The following is a 23924-nucleotide window of genomic DNA, read 5'->3' as shown; positions in this document are numbered from 1 at the left end:
ACTACGGTGAGGTGCATGAACGCTGTCGTTCAGGCCCTCCAGGATGCGCTTGGCACCGACTCCGTGCGAGTCGACCCGGACGTCACCGCCTCCTACAGCCGGGACATGATGCCGCTGGCTCCGGTCGGCCAGCCGCTGGCCGTGGTGTTCCCCGAGAACGCGGAACAGGTGCAGGCCGTGGTCCGCATCTGTGGCGGGGCCGGCGTGCCGATCGTGCCTCGCGGCGCCGGCAGCGGGCTGTCCGGCGCGGCCAACGCCATCGACGGCTGCGTGGTGCTGGTGACGACCCGGATGAACGCCATCCTGGAGATCGACCAGGACAACCGGCTGGCCGTGGTCGAGCCGGGCGTGGTCAACCTGGACCTGCGCGACGCCGTGGAGAAGCACGGGCTGTTCTACCCGCCCGACCCGTCCAGCTACGACTGGTGCTCCATCGGCGGCAATCTGTCCACCAACGCCGGCGGCCTGTGCTGCGTGAAGTACGGCGTGACCACGGATTCCGTGCTGGGACTGGAAGTCGTGCTCGCGGACGGCTCACTGCTGAAAACCGGTAGGCGCACGGTCAAAGGGGTTGCCGGCTACGACCTGACCAAACTGTTCATCGGCAGCGAGGGCACGCTCGGCGTGATCACCAAGGCCACGCTGGCCCTGCGGCCGCTGCCGCAGGCCCCGGCCACGCTGGTGGCGGCGTTCAGCACGACCGCGGCAGCCGGCGTGGCCGTGACGAGCATCGTGCGCAGCGGCACCGTGCCGTCGCTGATGGAGATCATGGACTCGGTCTCGATCAAGGCGGTCGAGCAGCACCTGAAGACCGAGGTCGGCCCGCCGGGCTGCGAGGCGCTGTTGCTGTGCCAGTCCGACTCCGGCGGCGAGGTGGCCCGCCTCGAGCTGGAGAAGGTCGAGCTGGCCTGCCAGGCCGCCGGCGCGGACATGACGTACGTGACGACCGATCTGGCCGAGGGCAAGATGCTGCTCACCGCCCGGCGGGCCGTGCTGACCGCGCTGGAGGTCTACGGCGCGTGGCTCACCGACGACGTGTGCGTGCCGAGGACGGCGATCGCCGACCTGATCGCCGGCTGCCAGGTGATCAGCGAGCGGAACGACGTGAAGATCGCCGTGGTCGGCCACGCCGGCGACGGCAACATGCACCCGACGCTCGTCTACAACCCGGCCGACTCCGACGAGTTCGCCCGCGCGCGGGTCGCCTTCGACGAGATCCTGGAGCTGGGGCTCGGCCTCGGCGGCACGGTGACCGGCGAGCACGGCATCGGCAAGATCAAGCGGGAGTGGCTGGCCCGCGAGATCGGCCCGGTCGGGCTGGCCGTGCACCGCTCCATCAAGCAGGCGCTGGACCCGGGCAACCTGTTCAACCCGGGCTCCATGTTCGCTATGGAGTGAGGCGGAAGCCGACCTGGCGCAGCACCCGCAGCACGTACTCGCCGACGTCGTCGTGCCGTGGCGGCACCAGCATCCGGTAGAACAGCGAGCCGATGATGATGTCCACGATCACCTCGGGATCGGCGTCGGCCGGCAGCATGCCCTCGCGGATGGCCCGCCGCACCAGGCGAACCCCGCCCTCGCGGCGCTTGGCCCCGGACGCCGCCCAGAAGGCGTCGAACAGCTCGGGGTGGCTGAAGGTGGAGCCCATCAGCTGGGCCATCAGCGGGGCCAGCTTGCGGTCGGCGATGGAGTCGGCCATCGAGCCGAGCATGCGCGCCATCACCTCGGGGTACGGCAGCGTGTCGTACTCCTCGTCGGTCAGGTCGGGCGCGTTGCGGCCGTAGGCGATGGCCTGGGCCAGCAGTTCCTCCTTGGACGACCAGCGCCGGTACACGGTCAGCCGGGCCACGCCCGCCCGCTTGGCGATCTGCTCGATGCTGGTGCCGTCCACGCCGCGCTCCGCGAACAGCTCCAGCGCCGCGCGCAGGATCGCCTCGTCCGCCTCCGGGTCACGGGGGCGGCCGGCCGACTTCAGCTCAGTGTCTCTTCCAACCACCGGGCCAGCCTGGCTGGTGCCGGCCGTCCCTGCCAAGCCAGGTGCCCGTCGGGGCGGACCAGCTTCACCGTGGGACCGGTCTCGACCAGCAGATCCTCGCCGAGAAAGCGCTGTGCCACGGCGATGTGCGGGTCTTGCGGCGTCGGGACGACGAGGACCCAGCGGCCGTTGGTCCAGCGCGGCGCGATCTCCGGGTCGCGGTCCCCGTACGGGCCGAGCGGGCCGCGGCGGTAGGTCAGGGCCAGCTGGCTCCACTGCCCGAACATTTTCCGTTGCACCGCCGAGAGATTGAGCAGCGGCAGGATCACCGTGTCCCGCAGCAGACGCCGCCAGACGCCGAGGCCGAGCGCGAACGACGTCAGCGCGGAGGTCCCGCTCAGCACCTCCTCGGCGACCTTGCGCCGCTCCTTCTCGTACGTGTCGAGCAGCCGTTCGCCGGCCCGGCCGTTGATCACCATGGCCAGCTTCCAGGCCAGGTTCTCGGCATCGCCGATGCCGGTGTTCATGCCCTGGCCGCTGAACGGGCTGTGCACGTGGGCGGCGTCGCCGGCCAGGAAAACCCTTCCGCGGCGGTAGGTTCCGGCCAGTCGCCGGTGGATGGTGAACGTCGACGTCCAGTCGCAGGACGTGATCTCGGCGGTGCGACCGGTCCGCTGCGGCAGCATCTTCGTGAGCTCCGCCACCACATCCACGGGCTCGCTGCCGGGAAGATCGCCTTGGATCCGCCAGAGATCCTTGCCCGGCAACGGAAACGCGGCGAACATGCCGCCGGCGCCGAGCCAGGTCGTCACGCCGCCCCGGTCCAGCGGCCAGTCCATGTGCACGTCGGCCAGCAGGAACCGTTCGGCCAGCGGCACTCCCGGGAAGTCGATGCCCATCAGCTTGCGCACCGCGCTGTGCGCGCCGTCGCAGCCCAGCAGCCAGTCGCCGCGGATCGACTCCCCGGCGTGCACGGTCACACCGTCCCCGTCCTGCTCGACGGCCGTGACGCGCATGCCCCACTCGACCTTGCCGCCCAGCTCGGACAGCCGGTCCCGCAACGACTTCTCGATCTCCGACTGGCCGATCAGGGCCCCCGTGCCCGTCATGTGCTCCAGCCGCAGCGTCATCAGCGTCCGCTCGCCGGCGATCGCCTTCACGAAGCCGATGTTGTTGCCCCGCTGCGGCAGATCGCGCAGCGCGTCCACCCGGTTGATCACCTCGGCCCCGCGTGGTTGCAGGCCCAGCGCCCGCGACGTCGTCGCCGGTCCGTCGGCCGCGTCCAGCACGCGCACCGGCACTCCCCGTTGCATCAGCGCGCAGGCCGCCGTCAGGCCGGTCGGCCCGGCCCCCGCGATCAGCACCGTCATGACCCCTCCCCAGGGATTAGTAAACAGAACAGCACTGTTTACTAATTGGAGCAGAAGAAACCGCCCCTGTCGAGGGGCGGTCTTTTCGCTACCTGAGTGGCTCACTTGGCCCTGGAGCGCAAGTGAGCCACTCACGTGGCTAAGAAGTGAGGCTGGGTCAGCGGATGCGGTCGATGCGCTGGGTGGAGTCCATGTCCTCGCCGCGCACGTCGAACTGCTGGGTGGCCTCCAGCGGCGTCTCGGCGGCGGCGGAGGCCTCGCGGGCGATGCGCTCGCGGCGGCTCTTGACGACCTCGAACACGATCGGGATGACCGACAGCACCGGGATGGCGATCAGGAAGATCTCCAGGTGGTCGTGCACCAGCGACACCTGGCCGAGGAAGAAGCCGAGCAGCGGCACCGCGACCGCCCACAGCACGCCGCCGAGGGTGGAGTACAGGAAGTACTTGCGCGGGTCCATCTTGGAGATGCCGGCCACGGCGGTGATGAACGTGCGCACGATCGGCACGAAGCGGGCCAGGATGATCGCCCGTGCGCCGTACTTCTCGAAGAACTCGTGCGTGTGCTCGATGTGCTTGCGTTTGAAGATCTTGGAATCGGGGTTGCTGAACAGCTTCGGCCCGATCGCGGCCCCGATGTAGTAGCCGGTCACGTTGCCGACGATCGCGCACACCGACAGGATCGCGCAGGCCAGCCAGATCGGCATGCCCTGCACCGCGCCCTGGGCGATCAGCAGGCCAAGGGTGAACAGCAGGGTGTCACCGGGGATCAGGAAGCCGATCAGGATGCCGCAGTCGGCGAAGATCAGCAGGGCCACGCCGACGAAGATGTAGGGCCCGAGGCCCGACAGGATGTTGTTGGCGTCGAGCCAACCCGGCAGGGCGACGATGGTGGTCGTGCTCGCGGCAATCGCGGTGGTCACGGTTCCCCAAGGTACAGGTGTCGGCTGGGTGCCCGGTTCACACCATGCTCAGCAGGCCGGCCACGGCCCCGCCGGCCAGGCCCAGGACCAGCGCGAACAGCAGGATCAGCCAACCGGGGACCTGTCCGCGTTCGGCCTTCATCCTGGTCGTCGGGACGGCCGTGGTGGCCCGGGCCGACGGCCGCAGGTGGTCGAACTCGCCGACCGGCGGCCCGACCGTGCTGCCGACCTCGCTGCCGGAGATGAGCCCGAAGCCGGGGCCGTCGCCGACCCCGCCGTACAGGTTCTCCAGCGGCGAGAAGCGCTCGGTCTCGTAGTGCTGCTGCGAGTTGTTGATCCGGATGGTGGCCAGCTCGCCGGTCATCGGACCGGAGCTGAGCTCGCGCAGCACCATCTCCTCGGTGAACGCGCCCTCACCGGTCCCCGCGGCCGGCTTGGCCGGCTCGTCGGCCGGCGGCTCGTCCGCGGGCTCCTCGGCCGACACGGCTTCGTCCGGCTCCTCGGCGGCCTTGTCCGGCTCGGCCTCGGCGGCGTCCTCGGCCTTGGTCAGCACGGCCGGCAGCGGCGGCATCGTCACCGGCGTGCTCACCGCCTGGGCACGCAGGGCCTCCGCCAACAGCCGCTCCGGGTCGTCGGACTTGCTCACGGCGTCCACGTTAGTTGCTTTTCGGCGTGCCGAGCAGCCGGGTCACCTGTGCGGTTACGAACGGTCCTCCCGGAATCCCCTTCGGTACACGTCCTGCACCCGCAATTCCTCGTCCAGCACGACAAAGTCGGCCCGCAGCCCGACCTCGATCGCACCGACCTGGTCGGCCAGGCCCAGCAGCTGCGCGGGCCGGCCGGCCGTCGCGGCGACGGCCTCGGCCATCGACAAACCGCACTGCTGCACGAAATTCCGGAACGCGAGGTCCATGGTCAGCGTGCTGCCGGCCAGCGAACCACCGGCCAGGGTCGGCACGCCGTCCTGCACGGTGACCTCCAGCCCGCCGAGGTCGTAGACGCCGTCCCCCATGCCGGCGGCGGCCATCGCGTCCGTGATGAGCAACGTCCGGGATGGACCGGCGTGATGCGCGGCCAGGCGGACGGCCGTCGGGTGCAGGTGCACGAGGTCGCAGATCAGCTCGACGCTGACCCGCTCGTCGTCCAGCAGCGCGCCGACCGGTCCGGGTTCGCGGTGATGCAGCGGCCGCATGCCGTTGAACAGGTGCGTGGCCACCGACGCGCCGGCGTCGACGGCCGGGACCACCTGGGCCTCGGCGGCGTCCGTGTGTCCAATGGCGACAATGACTCCGTTGTCCACCAACAACTTCGTTGCCGCGACGGCGTACTCCAGCTCCGGCGCGATGGTCACCATCTTGATCGTATCCTCGCCGGCCGCCAGCAGCGCCCGTACGGAATCGAGGTCCGGCGGCCGCAGCACCCGCGGGTCGTGCGCACCGCAGCGCGCCGCCGACAGGAACGGGCCCTCCAGGTGGATGCCGGCGATGTCGCCGCCACGGACCAGGTCCCCGAGCTCCTCGATCTGTCGGGCCAACTCCTTGATCGGCCGCGACACCAGGCTGGCCATCGTGGTCGTGGTGCCGTGCCGGCGGTGCGCGGCGATGGCCAGCCCCGGGTCGTGCCCGGTGAACGCCCGCCCGCCGCCGCCGTGGCAGTGCACGTCGACAAAACCCGGCACCAGCCAGCTGCCGGCCAGGTCAACGGCGTCGGGTCGCGGCCCGACGCCGACGGCGTCGATCCGACCGTCCACCACCGACACCCAGCCGGGATCCAGCACGCCGTCGGACGTCACCACCCGACCGCCGCCCAGCACCAGGTCAGCCACTATGCCTCCAGGGCATCGATCGCCATCAGCGCAGCTCCCAGACAGCCTGCCTCATCGCCGAGCGCGGCGAGCAGCAATTCGGGCTGCCGTTGGAACACGATCAGTTCCGCCAGCCGCTTGCGCAACGGCTCGATCAGCAGATCACCCGCCAGTGCCAGGCCGCCGCCCAGCACGACGGCCTCCGGTCCGAGCAGCGTCGCGGCGATCAAGATGCCCTTGGCCAGGGCATCGACGGCGTCGTGCCAGACCGCCACGGCATCCGGGTCGCCCTCGCGCACCAGATCCGCGACCACGGCCGCCCGGTCGACGTTCTTGCCGGTACGGGCCGAGTAGCGCCGGGCGATCGCCGCCGACGAGGCGACGGTCTCCACGCAGCCGCGCTGCCCGCAGCCGCACGGCTCGCCGTGGCCGACATCGACGTGGCCAAGCTCGCCGCCGTGCACGTGGAGCCGGCCGCCGATCATCAGCGCCGCCGCGATGCCGGTGCCGATGGGCATGATCACGACGTCGGTCCGGCCCTTGGCGTTGCCCAGCCGGTGCTCGGCCAGCCCGCCGGCCCGCACGTCGTGGCCGAAGCTCACCGGCAGCCCGGTCCGCTCGGCCAGCAGCAGCCGGAACGGGAAGTCCCGCCAGCCCAGGTTGGCCGAGAAGACGCCGATGCCCTCGTCCTCGTCGACCACGCCCGGCACCACCACGCCGACCGCGTCGATCGGACGGTCGACGGCCCGCCGTAGGTCGTCGACCAGTTCGACGATCGCGCCGACCACCGCGTGCGCGGTGGCGTTGCCGTCCTCGCCGCGCGGGGTGCCACGGCGACGGGTGGTCACCGCGTTCGCCTCGGTTGCCGTCCCGGCGACCAGGGCGGCCTTCATGTCCGTGCCGCCGACGTCGACGGCCACCACGTACCTAGTGCGAGCCACGAGCGGAGGTAAGCATCATTGGTCTACACCTCGCAAGACAACGGACCGGGTCAGATGCCGGGGCTGGTCCGGGTTCAGGCCCTGGTTCAGGGCGATCGCCACGGCCAGCCGCTGAACGGTCACGAGTTCGGCCAGCGGATCGCGGTCGCCGGCCCGGAACAGGCCGCCGGTCGCCGCCACCTGCTCGGGCAGCCCCTCTGGCGCGGTGCCGAACATCCAGGCCACCCGGTTCGGGCCGGTGATGCTGATCGGGCCGTGCCGGTACTCCATCGCCGGGTACGACTCGGTCCAGGCCCCGGCCGCCTCGCGCATCTTCAGGCCGGCCTCCAGGGCCAGGCCGTTGGTCCAGCCGCGGCCGAGGAAGGTGAACTGCTCGGCCGTGAGCAACTCGTCGGGCAGCGGCTCGACCACCGACAGCTCGGCGTCGGCGATGGCCCGGCTCAGGTCCTCGCCAAGGCTGGACCGCAGCAGGGCCAGCACGGTGGTGGCGAACCGGGTCTGCACCACCGACCGCTCGTCGGCGAAGTCCAGCACCACCAGCTGGTCGGCCCGGCCGACGATCGGCGTCTCGGGGTCGCCGATCAGCGCGACGGTCGGGATCCGGCCGTGCAACCGGTCCAGCACATCCAGCACCTCGGTGGTGGTGCCGGAGCGGGTGATCGCGACGACCCGGTCGTAGGCTCGGCGGTGCGGGAACTCGGACGCGGCGAAGGCGTCGGTCTCGCCCTGGCCGGCGGCCTCCCGCAGCTGGGCGTAGGACTGGGCGACGAACCACGACGTGCCGCAGCCGATCACCGCGACGCGCATCCCCGGCGCTGGCAGACTGTCGGGCGCCAGCGTGATCGCCTGACGCCAGCAGTCCGGTTGCGAGATGATCTCCGTCTCGACGAAGTGTTCGCGCACAGTGCCCCCTCGACTGCTCATAACTGTCCGCAACGCAGGATACTGGTGCACTAACGCGCAATGAAGGGGTTCGGGGATGAATCGGTACGAGCGGCTCACCGCGCTGCTGGAGCTGCTCGCCGAGCGGGGCCGGGTGGAGGTCGACGACATCGCCGACGAGCTCCAGGTCTCCGCCGCGACCATCCGCCGCGATCTCGACCACCTGGCCGAGCAGCAGCTGCTGACCCGGACCAGGGGCGGCGCGGTGGCCCACGCCGTGTCCTACGACCTGCCGCTGCGGTACAAGACCGCCCGGCACGCCGACGCCAAGCTCCGCATCGCCCGGGCCGCGGCCGCGCTGGTGGACAAGGCGGCCGTGGTCGGGCTGAATGGCGGCACCACCGCCACCGAGGTGGCCCGGGCCCTGGCCGCCCGCTCCGAGCTGGACCTGACCGTCGTCACCAACGCCCTGAACATCGCCAACGAGCTGGCCGTCCGCCAGCAGATCAAGCTGGTCGTCACCGGCGGCGTGGTCCGGCCGCAGTCGTACGAGCTGATCGGCCCGCTGGCCCGGCTCATCCCCGACGAGCTCACGCTGGACGTCATCTTCCTCGGCGTCGACCACGTGGACCCCAAGCTCGGCGCGTCGGCCCGCAACGAGGGCGAAGCCGCCATCAACCGGCTGCTGGTGCAGCGGTCCGGACGGGTCGTGGTGGTCGCCGACTCGTCCAAGCTGGGCGGCTCGGCCTTCGTGCGGATCTGCCCCATCGACGAGGTGCACGCCCTGATCACCGACAGCGAGGCCGACGAAACCGTGGTCGCGCAGTTCCGCGACCGTGGCATCGACGTGCAGTTGGTCTAGCTGGGGTCTAGCTCGGGTCTAACCGGCCATCGCCTTCTGCAGGGCGTCGAGGGCCCGGCTGGCGGTGGACTTCACGGTGCCCTTGGAGATGCCGGTGGCCTCCGCGATCTCGGCCTCGGACAGGTCGCCGTAGTAGCGCAGCACGAGCACCTCACGCTGGCGCGGCGGCAGCTTGGACAGGGCGTTGACCACGGCCTGGTGCTCGGCGGTCAGCATGGCCAGGCTCTCGGCCGACCGGGCGTTGGCGGTGTGCGGCGGCGTGTAGTCGCGGGCGGTCTTGCGGCGGCGCAGCACCGACCGGCTGCCGTTCACCACGGCCGTGCGCAGGTAGCCGACGGCCGCCTGGGCGTCCCGCAGGCCGCCCCAGTTGCGGTGCAGGCCGGTGAAGGCCTCCTGCACCACGTCCTCGGCCGTGGCCGGTTCGTCCACCAGCAGGATGGCCAGCCGGACCAGCCGCATCCGGTGCTGGCGGTACAGGTCCTCCAAGGTCAGCGGGGCAGCCGTCGAGGGTTCCGGGCCGTCCACCGCCCGCAGGCTGGAGAGGGTCCGTTCGACGCTGTTCGGCTGCACGTCCACGGCGGCGAGAATACCCAACCGGTGCATTAGTTTGGCTGTCGAACGCTCACAAGGGAGGCCGCGTTGCCCAAGTTCGCCGTCGAGTACCGCTACATCGAGGACGTGCCGAAGCGGCACGCCGTCCGGCCGGAGCACCGCGACTTCCTCCGCGACCTGGCCAAGCAGGGCAAATGCCTGGTCGCCGGGGCATGGACCGCGGACGACGGCGGCCTGCTGGTGTTCGAGGTGGACGACGAGGCCGAGCTCCGGAAGATCCTCGACAACGACCCGTACAACGGGGCCGAGGTCATCGCGTCGACCAAGGTCACCGCGTGGACCCCGGTCCTGGGCGTCTGGGTCGACTAGCGACGACTGTCGAAGCCGGCGGCGCCGCCGGGACCGACCGGCCGGGACGCCTCGGCGCCGCGGGCCTTGATGTCGTCCAGCGCTGCCTGGTCGGCGTCCTTCGCACCCATCGACGTGATCGGCAGCGACAGCTGGTTGACCACGCCGCGGAACAGCTTGAGGCCGCCGACCCAGCCCGGCACGTGAATCGCCTTGGCCCGCCGGTTGATGCCGGCGACCACGGCCTTGCCCACGTCGGCGACCTGGTAGGTGCGGCCGAGCGGGCCGGGCAGGCGGCTGCGCATCTTGCCGAAGACGGGGTGCTGGTCGGCGCTGGTGACCATGTCCGTGGCGATCCAGGAGAAGTAGGCCGTGCCGACGTCGACGCCAAGGTGGCGGACCTCGGCCCGCAGGCTGTCGGCGAAGGCGTCGCAGCCGGCCTTGCTGGCCGCGTAGGCGGCCATGCCGGGGGCGTGCGAGATGGCGGCCAGCGACGACACCACCAGGCAGTAGCCACGGCTCTCGATGAGGTGCGGCAGGGTGACCCGGACCGTGCGCCACACGCCGAGCAGGTTGATCTCGATGGTCCGCTCGAAGGCCGCCGGGTCGATGGAGCGGACGAAGCCGGTGGCGGCGATGCCGGCGTTGGCCATCACCACGTCGATCCGGCCGTAGCGGTCCTTCACCGCGGCCACCGCGGTCTCCAGCGCCTGCCAGTCGGTGACGTCGGCCTCCCAGGCGCCGGCCTCCGGGCCGCAGTCCTTGGCCGTGGCCTCGAGCAGCTCCCGCTCCAGGCCGACCAGCGCGACCTTGGCCCCCAGCGCGGCCAGCCGGCGCGCCGTCTCGGCCCCGATGCCGCGTGCCGCGCCGGTGATCAGCACCACCTTGCCGGCCATGGTGTTCGTGGTCACACGTGCCTCCTCGCCGACGGCTCCTGGTGGGCACGGTAACGCAACCTACCGTCAGTAAGCTACTGGCGAGTTCAATACGAACCCGTCCGGTCGGGTGGAGGGTAGGGGTCGGGTCGGCCGGAAAATCGGCCTCGGCCTCGACATATGTGGGAAGGCCGGTGAACGATGTTTCCGGCCGCCCGTGATCGTCCAACTCGTGGATGTCAAGGTCCGATGTTCGGACCTTCCCCGAGATTCGAACACAGTCCTGAACCAGGGCGCACTGCCGGCGGTGATCGTCCCGGGCGGGCGGTTCGACCCGAACTCCCGGTCACACCTTTGCGGATCGGCCCTGCGACCGTACGATCACGGAAAGTCAACTGTGAATGACGCGATCGATATCGGAATGAGCTGGGTTGGCGGGATAGCGCTGGCTACGGTGAGAGAGGAAGAGCCTGCCAGGGGTGACGGGCTGCCGGACAAACGACAGGAAACGAACTGTCTCCGCTACTGGGAGGGCGGGGTACGGGGGAGACGAGGGGCGCAAGTTGGAGGGCACCGGGCGCGCTGCCAGGTACCGGGATGTTTTCGCCAACGGCGAGTTCCGGGCCTTGTGGCTGGCCGAGCTCGTTTCCACCGCGGGTGACCAGATCGCCCGGGTCGCATTGTCACTTCTTGTGTTCGATCGAACACGCTCCGCTGCATTGGCCGCATTGACCTTTGCGTTCACCATGCTGCCCGCGTTGTTCGGACCATTGCTCGCCGGCCTGGCCGATCGCTATCCGCGGCGCACCGTGATGGTGTGCGCCGATCTTGCCCGCGCGGCACTGATGGCGATCATGGCCACCCCGGGAGTTTCGCTTCCACCCTTGTTTGTCCTGCTTTTCGTCACCCAACTGCTTGGGTCGCCGTCGAATGCGGCGCGCGGAGCCCTATTGGCTGATGTTCTCGCGGGTGACGAACTCACGGTCGGACAGAGTCTGCGTGCGGTTGTCGGCCAGATCTCTCAGGTCGCCGGCTTTGCCGGCGGTGGTTTTCTGGTGACGTTGTTGACGCCGTACGGCGCGCTCGCGGTGAACGCGGCCAGCTTCGCCGCGTCCGCCGCCCTCCTCGTGCTCGGCGTGCGGAGTCGGCCGGCGACCGGCGTGGTGGCTGGCGAGCATGTGACGCTGTGGGCCTCGACGCGCCGCGGTGCGCGGCTGATCTGGGCGGACGCCCAGCTGCGCACGCTGGCCCTGATGATCTGGATGATCGGCCTGCCGGTGGCCGCGGAGGGCTTGGTCGTGCCCTACCTGTCGGCGCTGAACCACACGCCGACGCCGAACCCGGTCGATGTCGGCTGGCTGCTCGCGGCGACGCCGGTCGGCGCCATCGTCGGCGCGCTCGTCATCACCAGAATTGCTCCGGAGCTCCGGCTCCGGCTGATCGGACCGCTGGCCGCCCTGTCGGGGTTGCCGCTGTTCGTCTGTGCGCTGGAGCCCGGGCTCGTGGTCTCCTGCGTGTTGTTCGCGCTGTCCGGGGTGGCCGCCGCCTACATGGTGGTCGCGCCGCCCGCCTTCATCCAGCGCACGCCCGTCGTCGGCAGGGGGCAGACGATCGGGTTGATGTCCTCGGGAGCGATTGCCGCACAAGGCATTTCTGTGGCGCTCGCCGGGGTTCTCGCCGATGGCGTGGGTCCGTCAGGAACCATCGCGATCGCGGGATTGGCGGCTGTTGTCGCCGGGATCGGGTTGTCCGTCGCATGGCGGCGGAGCCGGTTGCACGAGGTCGGTCATGTTGCCTAGGCGGGCCGAAGATCTTCGACCCGCCCCGCCACGGCAGCGGAGCTCTACGAGGGCTCCCAGCTTCTCAGCGGCGACACCGTCATCAGCCGTACCCCTTCCCGAACAGGTCTTGCAGGCTTCGCCGTGGTCAGTGTGCACTCCCCATGGTGAGTTTTCCAGGTCTGTGACAAGCGCCGATGCAATTTCGTGTTCCGCCGTCCCAGAGGGGGTCTCCGTGTCCGGTGTGTCGGCGAGCTCAATTTTGCCCAGGTGGGCCCTGTTCTCGGTGCCCAGGAGAGCGATCGGGTATCTCCTCCTCGTTCAGCTGGTGGCGCTACTTACTGTAGTGATATCTGCGCTGAACGTGACGGTGAGCTCGAGTCAGTGGTTGATATTCGGTGTTCTGGTCTTCTGTGCATTGGCGCACACCGAACTCGCTCGTGGAATCGAGCGGGCCCGCCGAGAGCTCGCCGGCCCCGGACACGTCGACCTCGCATCGGTCTGGTTGTTCGCCGGTGTGCTGGTGCTGCCGGCGCCGCTGACCGCGGCGTTGATCACGCTGGTCTACATCCATTACCAGCTGCGCAATCCGTTCGTTGCTTGGCATCGACGGCTGTTCGGCATGGGTGTGTTGATATTGTCCGCGCAGGCGACCACCAGCTTGTTGTCGTTGGTCGGCGGTCCTGGTCATTTGTTCGGCCCGACGGTCGACGCCGTCACCGTGGTCGCCATCGTCGCCGGGATTATGGTCTACGCCGTCGCCGACGTCGCGCTGATCGCCGGCCGCATCGCGCTCTATGGCACCCCTGGCGTCACGGTGCGCAAGGTTTTCGGCGACGTGTCCAAGCACATGCTGGAGATCTCCACCCTGTTTTATGGAGCATTGCTTGCTTTTGCCTTGTCCTACAGTCCGGCGCTTGTCGTGCTGGCGCTGCCGCCGGTGCTGATGCTGCACCGGTCGGTGCTGCTCAAGCAGGTCGAGGAGAAGGCGAGCAAGGACGCCAAGACGGGCCTGTTCAACAGCGAGGGCTGGCACACCAGGGCCAACCGTGAGCGTTCCCGGGCGCAGCGCACCAACGAGGGCTTCGGGCTGCTGATGGTCGACCTCGACCACTTCAAGAAGGTCAACGACACCTACGGCCACGTGGCCGGCGACGCGGTGCTCAAGGCGGTGGCCGACGCCATCTCCGGCGAGGTCCGCGACTACGACTCGGTCGGCCGGTTCGGCGGCGAGGAGTTCGTGGTGCTGCTACCCGGCATGTCCGAGGCCGACGGCGTCGGTGTCGCCGAGCGGATTCGACATGCGGTGACCCAACTGGTGGTGGAAGCTCCGGTCGAAGGCCGGACGACCATCATCCGAAATCTCTCCGCGTCCATCGGCGTCTCGACCTTCCCGCAGGCCGGTGACGACATAGAACCCTTGCTCCTGGCGGCCGATGCCGCGCTCTACCAGGCCAAGAACAGCGGGCGAAATCGCGTGGTGGCCAGTACGGCCCTACGCAAACCCGTGCTGGCGATCGCGGCCTGAATCTGGGCATGTCGCTCGGCGGGTGCTGACTGTATCGTTCCAGCGGGTGGACCCGCTCGGCGCTTGGCTGCCGGCGGCCGCCTCGTAGGATGGTGCGCGAAAACGTCGAAATCCCGAGGAGTGACGACCGATGCCTATCGCGACCCCTGAGGTCTACGCGGAGATGCTCGACCGGGCGAAGGCGAACGAGTTCGCCTACCCGGCGATCAACGTGACCTCCTCGGAGACGCTGAACGCGGCGCTGCGCGGCTTCGCCGAGGCCGAGAGCGACGGCATCGTCCAGGTCTCCACCGGCGGCGCCGAGTTCCTGTCCGGCACCAAGGTCAAGGACATGGTCACCGGCGCGGCCGCGCTGGCCGAGTACGCCCACGTGGTGGCGGCCAAGTACCCGGTCAACATCGCGCTGCACACCGACCACTGCCCCAAGGACAAGCTGGACGGCTTCGTCCGCCCGCTGCTGGCGATCAGCCAGGAGCGCGTGGCCCGCGGCGAGAACCCGCTGTTCCAGTCGCACATGTGGGACGGCTCCGCGGTGCCGCTGGACGAGAACCTGACCATCGCCGCCGAGCTGCTCGACCAGGCGGCCAAGGCCAACATCATTCTCGAGGTGGAGATCGGTGTCGTCGGCGGCGAGGAGGACGGCGTCGCCAACGAGATCAACGACAAGCTCTACACCTCCAACGAAGACTTCCTGAAGACGCTGGCCGCGCTCGGCGCCGGTGAGAAGGGCCGCTACCTGCTGGCCGCCACCTTCGGCAACGTGCACGGCGTGTACAAGCCGGGCAACGTCAAGCTGCGCCCGTCGGTGCTCAAGGCCGGCCAGGACGTGGTGGCCGAGAAGCTGGGCAAGGCCGGCACCAAGCCGTTCGACCTGGTCTTCCACGGCGGCTCCGGCTCGCTGCCGGAGGAGATCGCCGAGGCGGTCAGCTACGGCGTGGTGAAGATGAACATCGACACCGACACCCAGTACGCCTTCACCCGGCCGATCGTGGACCACTTCTTCAAGAACTACGACGGCATCCTGAAGATCGACGGCGAGGTCGGCAACAAGAAGGTCTACGACCCGCGCAGCTACCTCAAGGCCGCCGAGGTCGGCATGGCCGCCCGCATCGCGCAGGCCGCCGAGCACCTCAAGTCCAGCGGTCGCATGATCGCCGGCTGAGTCCGGCTCAGTCCCCGTCGAGCGCGTCCAGCAGCCGCTGGACGCGCTCGACGTCGTTCTGGCGGTGTTGCGACCGGTACAGGTCGACGGCCTGCCACCAGTGCTGGCGGGCCTGGTCCGGTTCGTCGTCGGCCCGGGCGATGACTCCGAGTTGGACGAGGACGTTGGGCTCCTCGTAGATGTTGCCCATCTCCTGGATGAGGGTGAGGGCCTGCCGGTAGTAGCCGCGCGCCGCGTCGGTGTCGCCCAGCGAGTAGGCGATGAAGCCGAGGCTGTCGTACAGGCCGTAGCGCACCTCGGGCACGAGGTCGCTGGACAGCTCCAGGGCCTGTTCGCAGTGCAGGCGGGCCTGTTCGAAGTCGCCGACCCGGGCCTCGTAGTAGCCGACAGCGTTGAGGGCCTTTGACGTGGAGGCCCGTGCTCCGACCTGGCGGAAGAGCGCGAGTCCCTGTCGCGCGGCAGCGACTGCGGCGTGGTCGTCGCCGTTGCGTTCCCAGTAGAAGGCCAGTGTGTGGAACGCCTGCGCCCGCTCGTGCGGATCCTCGTCGGAGGTGGCCTGGGTTAGGCGTACGAGGGCCTCGTCCGATACGCCGAGGCGGGTCAGGGCGCGGCCGAGGAAGCGGTTGGCGGTCCCGGTGTGCTCGCCAATTGCCTCGGTGGACTTGAGTGCCGCCCGCCAGAACGCGAGGTCCTCGGTCAGGCGGCTGCGCCGCCAGTGGTAGCTGCTCATCGACCAGGCCAGCCCCCAGACGGCATGATGCCGTTGCTGCTGCACGGCGTTGCGCATGGTCGCGACCAGGTTGGCGTACTCGACATCGAACCACGCCTTGGCCGCCTCCTGGTCGGCGAACGCCAGTGGCTGGGTGCCGGGCTCGGCCGGTGGCAGGGAGATCGGCTGGGCGTGCTCGTACAGCCGCAGCTCGCCGGCGTTGGCGGTGTGCAGGTAGAAGTCGAGCAGCCGGGTGATCGCCGCCCGACGCACCGGGCCGGGCAGGCCGCGCTCGGCGGCGTAGAGCCGGACCAGGTCGTGCATGCGGTAACGGCCGGGCGCGTGCTCGACGACCAGGTGCGAGTTTTCCACCTCTCGCAACAGGGTCCGCGCCCGTTGCGCGGACAGTCCGGCCAACGACGCGGCGGCCGGCAGGCTGATGTCGGGGCCGGTGTTCAGGCCAAGCAGTCCGAAGATTTCGGCCGCCGGGCTGCCAAGGGCCTGGTACGAGCACGCGAACACGGCCCGCAGGTTGGCCGACAGCTCGCCGGCGTCAAGGGCATCCAATCGGGCGTCGGACAGCTCGGCGGCCAGCGCGGCCAGCGGAAAGTCCTGATGGGTGGCGGCACGGGCGGCCACGATGTTGAGTGCCAACGGCAATCCGGCGCAGAGCCGCACGAGATCGGCGACCGCCGTCGGCTCGGCCAGCACGCGCTGTGCACCCAGCTGGGCCGTCAGCAGCTCGTACGCCTCGCGATCAGGCAGCACGTCCAGCGCCATGTGCATGGCCCGCTGGGTGATGAGCACGCCGCTGAGCTGGTTGCGGCTGGTCACGACCACCACGGATCCGGGGGTCCCGGGCAGCAGCGGCGTCACCTGGTTCGAGTCGGCGGCGTTGTCCAGCACGATCAACATGCGCTTGTCGGCCACCAGGCTGCGGTAGAGCGCGGTCTGGGCCTCCAGGTCGGTCGGCACGGAAGCGCCGGTCACGCCGAACGCCTCCAGGAAGCCCCGCACCGCCGTGCTCGGTGACGTCGCCGGCCCGGACGGGTCGAAGCCGCGCAGGTTGACGAAGAGCTGGCCGTCGGGGAAGCGGTCGGCTCGGTCATGGGCCCAGCGCAGCACCAGGGAGCTCTTGCCGAAGCCGCCGCCGGCGGAGACGACGGCGATGCCGGGACGGCGATCGAGCAGGCGGTCGAGGGCCTCGAGTTCGGCGGTGCGGCCGACGAAGCCGCCGACGGGCTGCGGGAGCTGACGAGGCAGCGGTTGCCGGTTGTTCGCAGCGCTGGCCAGCGCGGGGTCGCCGGTAAGCACCTGGCGGTGCAGTTCCTGCAGCTCGGGGCCGGGGTCGATACCGAGCTCGTCGGAGAGCGCGGTGCGGACGTCGGTGAAGGCCTGGAGGGCCTCGGCCTGCCGGCCGGAGCGGTAGAGGGCGGTGATGAGCTGGGCCCAGAAGCGCTCCCGCAGGGGATGGCGCTGGGTGAGGTCGCGCAGCTCGCCGATGACGGCGTTGTGGCGGGCGAGGCCGAGTTCGACGTCCAGGTGGAGCTCGGCGGCGGAGAGGAGCTGCTCGGTGATACGAGGCGCGAACTCCCGGCGCAAGGTCTCGGACTGGACGTCGGCCAAGGGATCGCCACGCCAGAGTGAGAGGGCGTCGGTGAGCAGCTTGGACGCGGACTCGGGATCGGCGGCGCGGGCCTGGTCGACGAGTTCGCGGAAGCGCCAGATGTCCAGTTCGGACGGGCCGACGGAGATCAGGTAGCCGTCGGAGGCGGTGACGATGGGCGACGTGCCGGAGGCGCCGCGCAAGGCGTTGCGCAGGCGCATGACGTAGTTCTGCACGGTGGTGCGGGCGCCGGCGGTGGGGTTCTCCTCCCACACGTTGCGCACCAGCTCGTCCAGGGAGACGACCTGGTTGGCCCGCATCAGCAAGGCGGCGAGCAGAGTGCGCTGGCGCGCGGCGCCGACCGTCACGGGCGTGCCGTGGTGGCTGACCTCCATCGGTCCGAGCACACGGAAGTCGAACTCAGCAGCCATGAACCCCCATTCAACGCCGACTCCGCAGTGTAAGCCCGTTGTGCCGAACACGATGGGCGACAGCGGAACCGACCACTACAAGGATGACGAATCCATAGGAGACGGCCATGCCGAGCAGGGGCTGGTCCTGGAAAGCGGTGCCGCCGACGAATCCGACGAGCGCGGCCTGCGTGCCCCAGAGGAGAACGCCGGCGACTTCGGGCGGCAGGAACCAGGACGGGGAGAAACCGAGGGCGCCGGCGGTGGCCAGGGTGGCGGCGCGGCCGCCGGGAACGTAGCGGCCGAAGACGATCAGTAGTCGGCCGCGGCGGATGAGCTGCTGGTGGGCCCACTCGCGGGCCTGGACGCCGCGTTCGCGGCGCGTGAGTCGGGTGAGCACGGCATTGCCGGTGGTGCGGCCAAGGTAGAACGCGGCGACGTCGCCGGCGAAAGCCCCGGCAGCGGCGACCAGGATGAGCTGGATCAAGCCGGTGGCGCTGGGCGCGACGAGGACGCCGACCAGCACGACGGTGGTTTCGCTGGGCATGAACGGCAGCAGGGCGTCGAGGGCGGCGATGAAGAAGACGGCGGTCCACAGCCAGGGGGAGTTCGCGAGTTCCCGTACGAGCTCAAGCATCGATCGACCGCCTCGCCGCCGCGGCCAGCTCCCGCCGGTCTGTCCCGTGTACCAACGGATGCGCGGTGACGTGCACGCGGAGGCCGCCGGCCCGGGCGACCCGGACCAGCGAGGACGTCAGCGAGTCGTCGCCGACGTAGGCCGCGACCGGCGTGCTGTAACGGATGGTCACCGGCCGGACCGGCGCGTCGGCGTCCAGCGCGGCCTGGAACGCGGCCCGCCGGAACACCCCCATTTGCCGCCCACACCAGGTGGTTCCCTCCGGGAAGACGAGAACGGAACAGCCTGAACGTAAGGCGTCGGCCAGCGCGGCGACAGTAATGGGCAGTGAACGTAAGTTGTCACGTTCGATGAAGATCGTCCCGTTGCGCCGGGCCATCGCCCCGATCAGCGGCCAGTCGGCGACCTCGCGCTTGGCCAGCAGCCGCAGCGGTTCCACCGCCAGCAGTGCCGGAATGTCCAGCCAGGACACGTGATTGGCCACGACCAGCGTGCCGCGGCCGGCGCTGAGCCGGTCCATGGTGGACGTCAGCTCGACGTCCAGGGCCCGCAGCAGGCCCGCGGCGTCGCGGTGGAGGACCGGGCGGATCATCTTGAGCGCTCTGGTCGTGGCCCTCGGATACGACACCGGCGGCTCCGGCGAAGTCGCGCAGCGCGGCGTGCACGGTGAGGTCGGCAACCAGGCAGTCATGCTTGGGCCGCCAGGAAGAACTCCAGGTAGCGCGGATGCACCCGGTCCATGGACAGCAGCACGAACAGGTCGGCAGTGCCGAAGTCCGGGTCGTGCGCCGGCGGCCCACACACCCAGGCGCCGAGGCGAAGGTAGCCCTGGAGCAGTGGGGGCAGGGGCACCTGACGCGAAAGTGGAGATGGTGGCGTCCACGGCTTATAAGGCCGCACTCGTAGCTCCGGTGGCGACAGATGCGCGGCGGCCTTGGCGCAGGCGGCGCCGGCCACATCGGGCCCGTCGGCCAGCGGCACCGAGGCGCAGCCGGCCAGCCACTGATGCCCCGACAGCAAGACGTATCGAGCTAACGCGCCCCACAGCAGCGTGATGACCGCGCCGCTCCGGTGGGCTGGATGCACACAGGAGCGGCCGGCTTCCACCAGATCGGCGCGCACCCCTCGCAACGCGCCGAGATCGAACTCGTCCTCGGAGTAGAGCCGATCCGTCCGCCCCGGCGGCAGCAGCCGATAGGTGCCGACGACCTCGTCCTCCGCCCGGACCACGATGTGGTCGCAGAACTCGTCGTACGGATCGATGTCCAGACCGCCGGGACGGTCGAGGCCGAACACGTCGTTGCGCAGCTTCTGGGCCGCGCGGACGGTGTCCTCGTCATCGGCGACCGCTACTGAGTAGCGCGCCCGTGTTGCCGCTTTTGCCATACTGCCAGCGTGTCCGGGACTGAACGGCGCGGACAGGCGGCGTCCACCCGAGTCCGACGGGGGTTATCCCCCCGACGCAGACCAGTGCTACCAGCAGTGCCGCGACGGCCACCGGCCCCGACCGGAGATCCGACGGCGGCGCGACAAGGACCACGCTTTGGCCCCACAGAGCCAGATACGCCAACCCGGGGGCGAGCACGGCAGCCGTGAGCGGGGCTCGCAACAGGTAGGCGAGGTCCACCGCGAGACCGATGCCCAGCGCCCATACCGGCACCGCGTAGGGAGGAAAGCCGATGCCGGCAATGAATCCCAGCGCGAGCGTGCGGTAACCGACGTAGCCGGCGGCGATGAGCGTGGCGGTGAACCGGCCGCCCAGGAACCGTTTGGCCAGCATCAGCGCGATCGTCGCCGACAGCACGCACCACACCGGATAGAGCCATTCCGGCAGGCCCAGGCTGAAATGCTCGACGGCAGCCCGGTCGACCGGATGGTGGATCTGTGCCGCCGCGAACTGCAACAGCTCCGGCTCCGCGTAAGTCTGGCCGCGATCCCACGCCGCCAGCGACAGCACGCCGTACTCCTGCTGCTCGTTGGGGAACCACAGGTTCTCCATCAGCGACAGCCACAACGCCCCGAAGCCGAGCCGGTAGAACCGGTGCGAACGCGGGAACTGCTTGTGCCAGGCCATGAGCAGGCCGACCAGCGAGACCGTGGTTCCGGTGTAGAGCAACACGTGCGTGACGCTCCACGCGGTCAGGTCGAGGCCGTTGACCGTGTGGTTGACGATGTCCATCGGGATCGTCACCAGGAACGAGCCCATGCCGACCTGGAGGAACCGCAGCGACCGCCGGTCGACGCCGTAGCCGGTGTAGGTGTGGATCAGCACCAGGGTCACCGCGATGCCGGTGCCGAGGAAGTTGATCAGGTGTGGCGGGGCCGTCGTGTCCCGGATCCACTTGAAGTGCCAGGCCACGTCCCAGCTGGCGCCCAGCGTCTTGAACGCCAGGGCGACCAGCCAGGACGTGAGCAGCGCGACCGTCAGTCCCGGCGGCGTTGCCCTCCCCGGCTCGCCGCGTGTCCACAATGGACCGAACTGCCGCAGTGTCCCCCTCATGCCGACAATCGTCGCGGCACGGCCGTCCGGAATGAATAGGTAATGGCCCCCAGCGGGGGTAGGGGAACCCCGGGTCACCCCCTTAGGGTCGGCTGCCTCAAACCGGATTTCGGTGTGTCGGAGAGCGGGACTCGCCGGGTTACCACGGTTGCGGCCAGCCACAGGACGGCCAGCACGGCGGCGCTGACCGGCGCGGCCCAGTCGGCCCGCGGCGGGGCGGCCAGCAGCACCGACTGCACGAACAACAGCCCGTACGTCACGGCCGTCACGGCAATCGCCCCGACAAAGGGCCGTAGCCACTGGGACATCGGCACCAGGAACACCAGGTCGATGGCCACGCCCGCGCCGAGCAGGAAGAACGGCACCGCCGACGGCGGGAAGGCCGTGGCGGTCAGCACCAGCCACAGCACCGTGCGGAAACCCACGTACAGACCGGCCATCGCGGTCGCCGTCCAGCGCAGGCCCACGATCTGCCGGCCCAGCGCGAACAGCAGCACGCAGACACCGAGGCCCCACACCGGGTACACCCAGTCCGGCATGGGCAGCGAGAAGTGCACGACGCCGGCCCGGCCCATCGGCTGGTGGATCTGGTCGGACGCGAACTTCAGCAGCTCGTCGTTGGCGTAGGGATGGCCCGGGTTGGCGTCCCAGGAGGCGATCTCCAGCACGCCGTACTCCTGCTGCTCGTTCGGGAACCAGAAGTCCTCGAAGACCAGCGTCAGCAGCACGATCAGGCCCGGCGCGAACCAGCGGCCGCGGGCCGCGTTGCGGTACCAGCCCATGGCCACGCCGATGAGCATGCCGGCGGTGCCGATGAACAGCAGCGAGTGCGACGGGCTCCAGGTGGTGATGTCCAACCCGTTCACGGTGTGGTTGACCACGTCGATCGGGATGGCGATGAGGAACAGCCCGGTGCCCCACTGCATCCAGCGCAGGGTCGCCTTGTCGGCGCCGTAGCCGGTGTAGGTGTGGAACAGCACCAGCACCACCGCGATGCACGTGCCGACCGTGTTCAGGTCGTGCGGCGGCGCGAGGTTGTCGCGGATGGTCCAGAAGTGCCATGAGATGTCCCACGAGCCGCCGAGCAGCTTGAGCGCCAGCGCGACGAACCACCACGCGTACATGATCGACACCAGCTCGGCCGGCGTCTCGCGGCCGGCGGCGCCGCGCGTCCAGTACAGCGACCACAGCTCGCGCACGCGCGCCACTCCCCAGCCCTTCGTGCTCATAGCTAGCGAGCATGAACGCTCCCCGGAGCCGATTCCACCGTTTCGGCCGAACCGAGATCAGGCGCATACCACCCGATCGAGTGGGTGAGGCGCGTTGCCCGGGCCGGGCCGAGTGGGCAATGTCACCGGTCTACCACCGAGTACGGGAGTGATCAGAAGTGAACAAGCGTGTCGTCGCGGGCGTTGTGGTTGCCGCGCTGGTGCTGGTGACCGGCGGGGTGCTCGTCCGGATGCTGCTGAGCTGAATCTCCGGGTCCGCCGGGCGTCGGGCACGATGTGGCCATGAGCCTGAACGACAACCTGCTCGGCCCCGGCCCCACCCTGCTGCCCGACCGTCCTGAGCTCCAGGCCCAGCTGGAGGGCGGCGCCGACCCGGCGACCGTGGTCCGCGGCGCGCCCGACTTCAGCGAGGCGTGGGCGGCGCTGGCCGAGCGCGCCCTCGATCAGGGCGACGCCGTCGCGGCGTACGCCTACGCCCGTACGGGCTACCACCGTGGCCTCGACCAGCTGCGCCGCAACGGCTGGAAGGGCTTCGGCCCGGTGCCGTTCGCGCACCGCGGCAACCAGGGCTTCCTGCGCGCGCTCGCCGCGCTGGCCAAGGCGGCCGGTGAGATCGGCGAGACCGAGGAGTACGACCGCTGCCGCACCTTCCTGGCCGACAGCGACCCGCAGGCGCCCGCGGCCCTCGGCCTGGCCTGATCCGACGTGCTGGAACGGCTGCGGGCGCAGCTGCGCCGCCGGCTGCGGCGGGTGCAGCGCACGGCCCTGCCCATCGCCCAGGCCGGCCTGGCTGCCGGCGGGTCGTGGCTGGTCGCCACCGACCTCGTCGGCCACGCCCAGCCGTTCTTCGCGCCCGCGGCCGCGGTCACCTGTATCGGCGTGGCGCTGGGCCAGAAGCTGCGCCGGGTCATCGAGCTGGTGGTCGGCGTCAGCGTCGGGGTCGGCGTCGGTGACGTGCTGATCTCCCGTATCGGCGCCGGCACCTGGCAGATCATGCTGGTGGTGATGTTGGCCATGGCCGCGGCGGTGTTCCTGGACGGCGGGGCGGTGATCGCGCTGCAGTCCGGCACCTCGGCCGTGCTGATCGCCACGCTGGCCCCGCCGACCACCACCGGCGGCTTCGACCGGATGATCGACGCCCTGATCGGCGGGGCCATGGGGCTGATCGCCATCGCCCTGTTTCCGCCCAATCCGCTGAACCTGGCCCACCGGCACGGCCGGGTCGTGCTGGGCGAGCTGGCCGGCGTGCTGCGGGCCATCGGCGGGGCCGTGCTGGAGCACGACACCGTGGCCGCGGCGGCCGCGCTGAGCCGGGCGCGGGCGTCGCAGAAGGTCATCGACGAGTTCAAGACCGCCCTGGTCACCAGCGCCGAGGTCGCCACCATCGCGCCGCTGCGCTGGCGCAACCGAGGGGAGCTCGACCGCTACCGCGCCGCTTCCGGACCAGTCGACCTGGCCGTGCGCAACACCCGTGTGCTGGCCCGGCGGGCGCTGGCGGTGCTGCGGGACGGCGAGCAGGTACCGGCCAAGCTGCCGGCGGTGCTCGACGGCCTGGGCAGCGCCGTCGATGCCCTGCGCGACGAGCTGGCCCGTGGCGTCGATCCGGTCCGCACTCGGGCCCTGCTGCGCACATCCGCCGCCGAAATGGACTCCCTTCTGGCCGTCGACGACTTCTCGGTCCGGGTAATGGTCGCCCAGCTCCGCTCCATAGTCGTCGACCTGCTTGTGGCCGCCGGCGTGACCCGCTCCGACGCCCTCTCCGCCCTCCCCCGCTCTAGCGTGAAGTTCGGAACGGACCATTCCTCAACTCGGAGTTTGGGAATGGCGCTTTGAT

General features: G+C 70.0%; 23 protein-coding genes. 8 read left to right on the top strand and 15 right to left on the bottom strand.

Annotation, left to right across the window (positions count from 1 at the left end):
* The first annotated feature begins 15 nt into the window (after positions 1-15).
* Positions 16-1398 carry an FAD-binding oxidoreductase gene (locus M3Q35_RS33060; RefSeq protein WP_273936461.1) on the top strand — a complete coding sequence of 461 codons (1383 nt, stop codon included), beginning with the start codon at positions 16-18 and terminating at the stop codon, positions 1396-1398.
* On the opposite strand, the gene M3Q35_RS33055 is transcribed toward M3Q35_RS33060, so the two are convergent.
* From M3Q35_RS33055 to M3Q35_RS33025, 7 genes are all read right to left on the bottom strand, one after another.
* On the bottom strand, positions 1388-1996 hold the full coding sequence (locus M3Q35_RS33055; protein WP_273936460.1) for a TetR/AcrR family transcriptional regulator: 609 nt from the start codon (positions 1994-1996) through the stop codon (positions 1388-1390). The genes M3Q35_RS33060 and M3Q35_RS33055 overlap by 11 nt on opposite strands.
* Positions 1972-3345, bottom strand: a complete 1374-nt coding sequence (locus M3Q35_RS33050; RefSeq protein ID WP_273936459.1) for an FAD-dependent monooxygenase — start codon at positions 3343-3345, stop codon at positions 1972-1974. Before M3Q35_RS33050 ends, M3Q35_RS33055 begins: the two co-directional genes overlap by 25 nt.
* Before the next feature lie 157 nt (positions 3346-3502).
* A complete protein-coding gene (locus M3Q35_RS33045) occupies positions 3503-4267 on the bottom strand; it encodes a DedA family protein (protein ID WP_273936458.1) in 765 nt (254 codons plus the stop codon).
* 37 nt (positions 4268-4304) lie between these two features.
* Complete coding sequence (locus tag M3Q35_RS33040) at positions 4305-4913, bottom strand: hypothetical protein (RefSeq protein WP_273936457.1); 609 nt, start codon at positions 4911-4913, stop codon at positions 4305-4307.
* Positions 4914-4967: 54 nt separating this feature from the next.
* Positions 4968-6092 carry an N-acetylglucosamine-6-phosphate deacetylase gene (nagA, locus tag M3Q35_RS33035; RefSeq protein ID WP_273936456.1) on the bottom strand — a complete coding sequence of 375 codons (1125 nt, stop codon included), beginning with the start codon at positions 6090-6092 and terminating at the stop codon, positions 4968-4970.
* Positions 6092-7012, bottom strand: coding sequence for an ROK family protein (locus M3Q35_RS33030; protein ID WP_273936455.1), 921 nt, complete (start codon positions 7010-7012; stop codon positions 6092-6094). The genes nagA and M3Q35_RS33030 overlap by 1 nt, the downstream gene beginning before the upstream one ends.
* Before the next feature lie 15 nt (positions 7013-7027).
* Positions 7028-7915, bottom strand: coding sequence for an SIS domain-containing protein (locus tag M3Q35_RS33025; RefSeq protein ID WP_273936454.1), 888 nt, complete (start codon positions 7913-7915; stop codon positions 7028-7030).
* 76 nt (positions 7916-7991) lie between these two features.
* Here M3Q35_RS33025 and M3Q35_RS33020 point away from each other — a divergent pair, with 76 nt between their 5' ends.
* A complete protein-coding gene (locus M3Q35_RS33020; protein ID WP_273936453.1) occupies positions 7992-8756 on the top strand; it encodes a DeoR/GlpR family DNA-binding transcription regulator in 765 nt (254 codons plus the stop codon).
* A gap of 18 nt (positions 8757-8774) precedes the next feature.
* On the opposite strand, the gene M3Q35_RS33015 is transcribed toward M3Q35_RS33020, so the two are convergent.
* A complete protein-coding gene (locus M3Q35_RS33015) occupies positions 8775-9332 on the bottom strand; it encodes a SigE family RNA polymerase sigma factor (RefSeq protein ID WP_273936452.1) in 558 nt (185 codons plus the stop codon).
* Between the two features lie 63 nt (positions 9333-9395).
* Here M3Q35_RS33015 and M3Q35_RS33010 point away from each other — a divergent pair, with 63 nt between their 5' ends.
* The gene (locus M3Q35_RS33010; RefSeq protein WP_273936451.1) at positions 9396-9677 is read left to right on the top strand and encodes a YciI family protein; all 282 of its coding nucleotides are present in this window, start codon (positions 9396-9398) and stop codon (positions 9675-9677) included.
* On the opposite strand, the gene M3Q35_RS33005 is transcribed toward M3Q35_RS33010, so the two are convergent.
* Positions 9674-10552 (bottom strand): SDR family oxidoreductase, encoded by an 879-nt coding sequence (locus tag M3Q35_RS33005; protein ID WP_273944545.1) that lies wholly within the window; start codon positions 10550-10552, stop codon positions 9674-9676. The genes M3Q35_RS33010 and M3Q35_RS33005 overlap by 4 nt on opposite strands.
* Positions 10553-11094: 542 nt before the next feature.
* On the opposite strand from M3Q35_RS33005, the gene M3Q35_RS33000 reads away from it, so the two are divergent.
* From M3Q35_RS33000 to fbaA, 3 genes are all read left to right on the top strand, one after another.
* Positions 11095-12330, top strand: a complete 1236-nt coding sequence (locus tag M3Q35_RS33000; RefSeq protein ID WP_273936450.1) for an MFS transporter — start codon at positions 11095-11097, stop codon at positions 12328-12330.
* Between the two features lie 214 nt (positions 12331-12544).
* The gene (locus M3Q35_RS32995; RefSeq protein ID WP_273936449.1) at positions 12545-13837 is read left to right on the top strand and encodes a GGDEF domain-containing protein; all 1293 of its coding nucleotides are present in this window, start codon (positions 12545-12547) and stop codon (positions 13835-13837) included.
* A gap of 130 nt (positions 13838-13967) precedes the next feature.
* A complete protein-coding gene (fbaA, locus tag M3Q35_RS32990; RefSeq protein ID WP_273936448.1) occupies positions 13968-14999 on the top strand; it encodes a class II fructose-bisphosphate aldolase in 1032 nt (343 codons plus the stop codon).
* A 7-nt stretch (positions 15000-15006) separates the two neighbouring features.
* Here the strand turns inward: fbaA and M3Q35_RS32985 are convergent, their stop codons facing one another.
* The 6 genes from M3Q35_RS32985 to M3Q35_RS32960 form a co-directional block, all read right to left on the bottom strand.
* Positions 15007-17745, bottom strand: a complete 2739-nt coding sequence (locus M3Q35_RS32985) for an AfsR/SARP family transcriptional regulator (protein WP_273936447.1) — start codon at positions 17743-17745, stop codon at positions 15007-15009.
* Between the two features lie 10 nt (positions 17746-17755).
* Positions 17756-18361 carry a DedA family protein gene (locus M3Q35_RS32980; protein WP_273936446.1) on the bottom strand — a complete coding sequence of 202 codons (606 nt, stop codon included), beginning with the start codon at positions 18359-18361 and terminating at the stop codon, positions 17756-17758.
* On the bottom strand, positions 18354-18989 hold the full coding sequence (locus M3Q35_RS32975; protein ID WP_273936445.1) for a lysophospholipid acyltransferase family protein: 636 nt from the start codon (positions 18987-18989) through the stop codon (positions 18354-18356). Before M3Q35_RS32975 ends, M3Q35_RS32980 begins: the two co-directional genes overlap by 8 nt.
* A 59-nt stretch (positions 18990-19048) precedes the next feature.
* Positions 19049-19747 carry a GNAT family N-acetyltransferase gene (locus M3Q35_RS32970; RefSeq protein ID WP_273936444.1) on the bottom strand — a complete coding sequence of 233 codons (699 nt, stop codon included), beginning with the start codon at positions 19745-19747 and terminating at the stop codon, positions 19049-19051.
* On the bottom strand, positions 19698-20861 hold the full coding sequence (locus M3Q35_RS32965) for a hypothetical protein (protein ID WP_273936443.1): 1164 nt from the start codon (positions 20859-20861) through the stop codon (positions 19698-19700). The genes M3Q35_RS32970 and M3Q35_RS32965 overlap by 50 nt, the downstream gene beginning before the upstream one ends.
* Positions 20862-20935: 74 nt before the next feature.
* Positions 20936-22090: a hypothetical protein gene (locus tag M3Q35_RS32960; protein ID WP_273936442.1), complete on the bottom strand. Its 1155-nt coding sequence runs from the start codon at positions 22088-22090 to the stop codon at positions 20936-20938.
* A 282-nt stretch (positions 22091-22372) separates the two neighbouring features.
* On the opposite strand from M3Q35_RS32960, the gene M3Q35_RS32955 reads away from it, so the two are divergent.
* On the top strand, positions 22373-22789 hold the full coding sequence (locus M3Q35_RS32955) for a DUF3151 domain-containing protein (protein WP_273936441.1): 417 nt from the start codon (positions 22373-22375) through the stop codon (positions 22787-22789).
* Positions 22790-22795: 6 nt separating this feature from the next.
* On the top strand, positions 22796-23923 hold the full coding sequence (locus M3Q35_RS32950; protein ID WP_273936440.1) for an FUSC family protein: 1128 nt from the start codon (positions 22796-22798) through the stop codon (positions 23921-23923).
* Position 23924 lies beyond the last annotated feature (1 nt).

This window comes from Kutzneria chonburiensis, assembly GCF_028622115.1.
GTDB lineage: Bacteria > Actinomycetota > Actinomycetes > Mycobacteriales > Pseudonocardiaceae > Kutzneria > Kutzneria chonburiensis.
The sequence above is the reverse complement of the archived record's forward strand: the minus strand, read 5'-3'. Positions and strand labels throughout refer to the sequence as shown.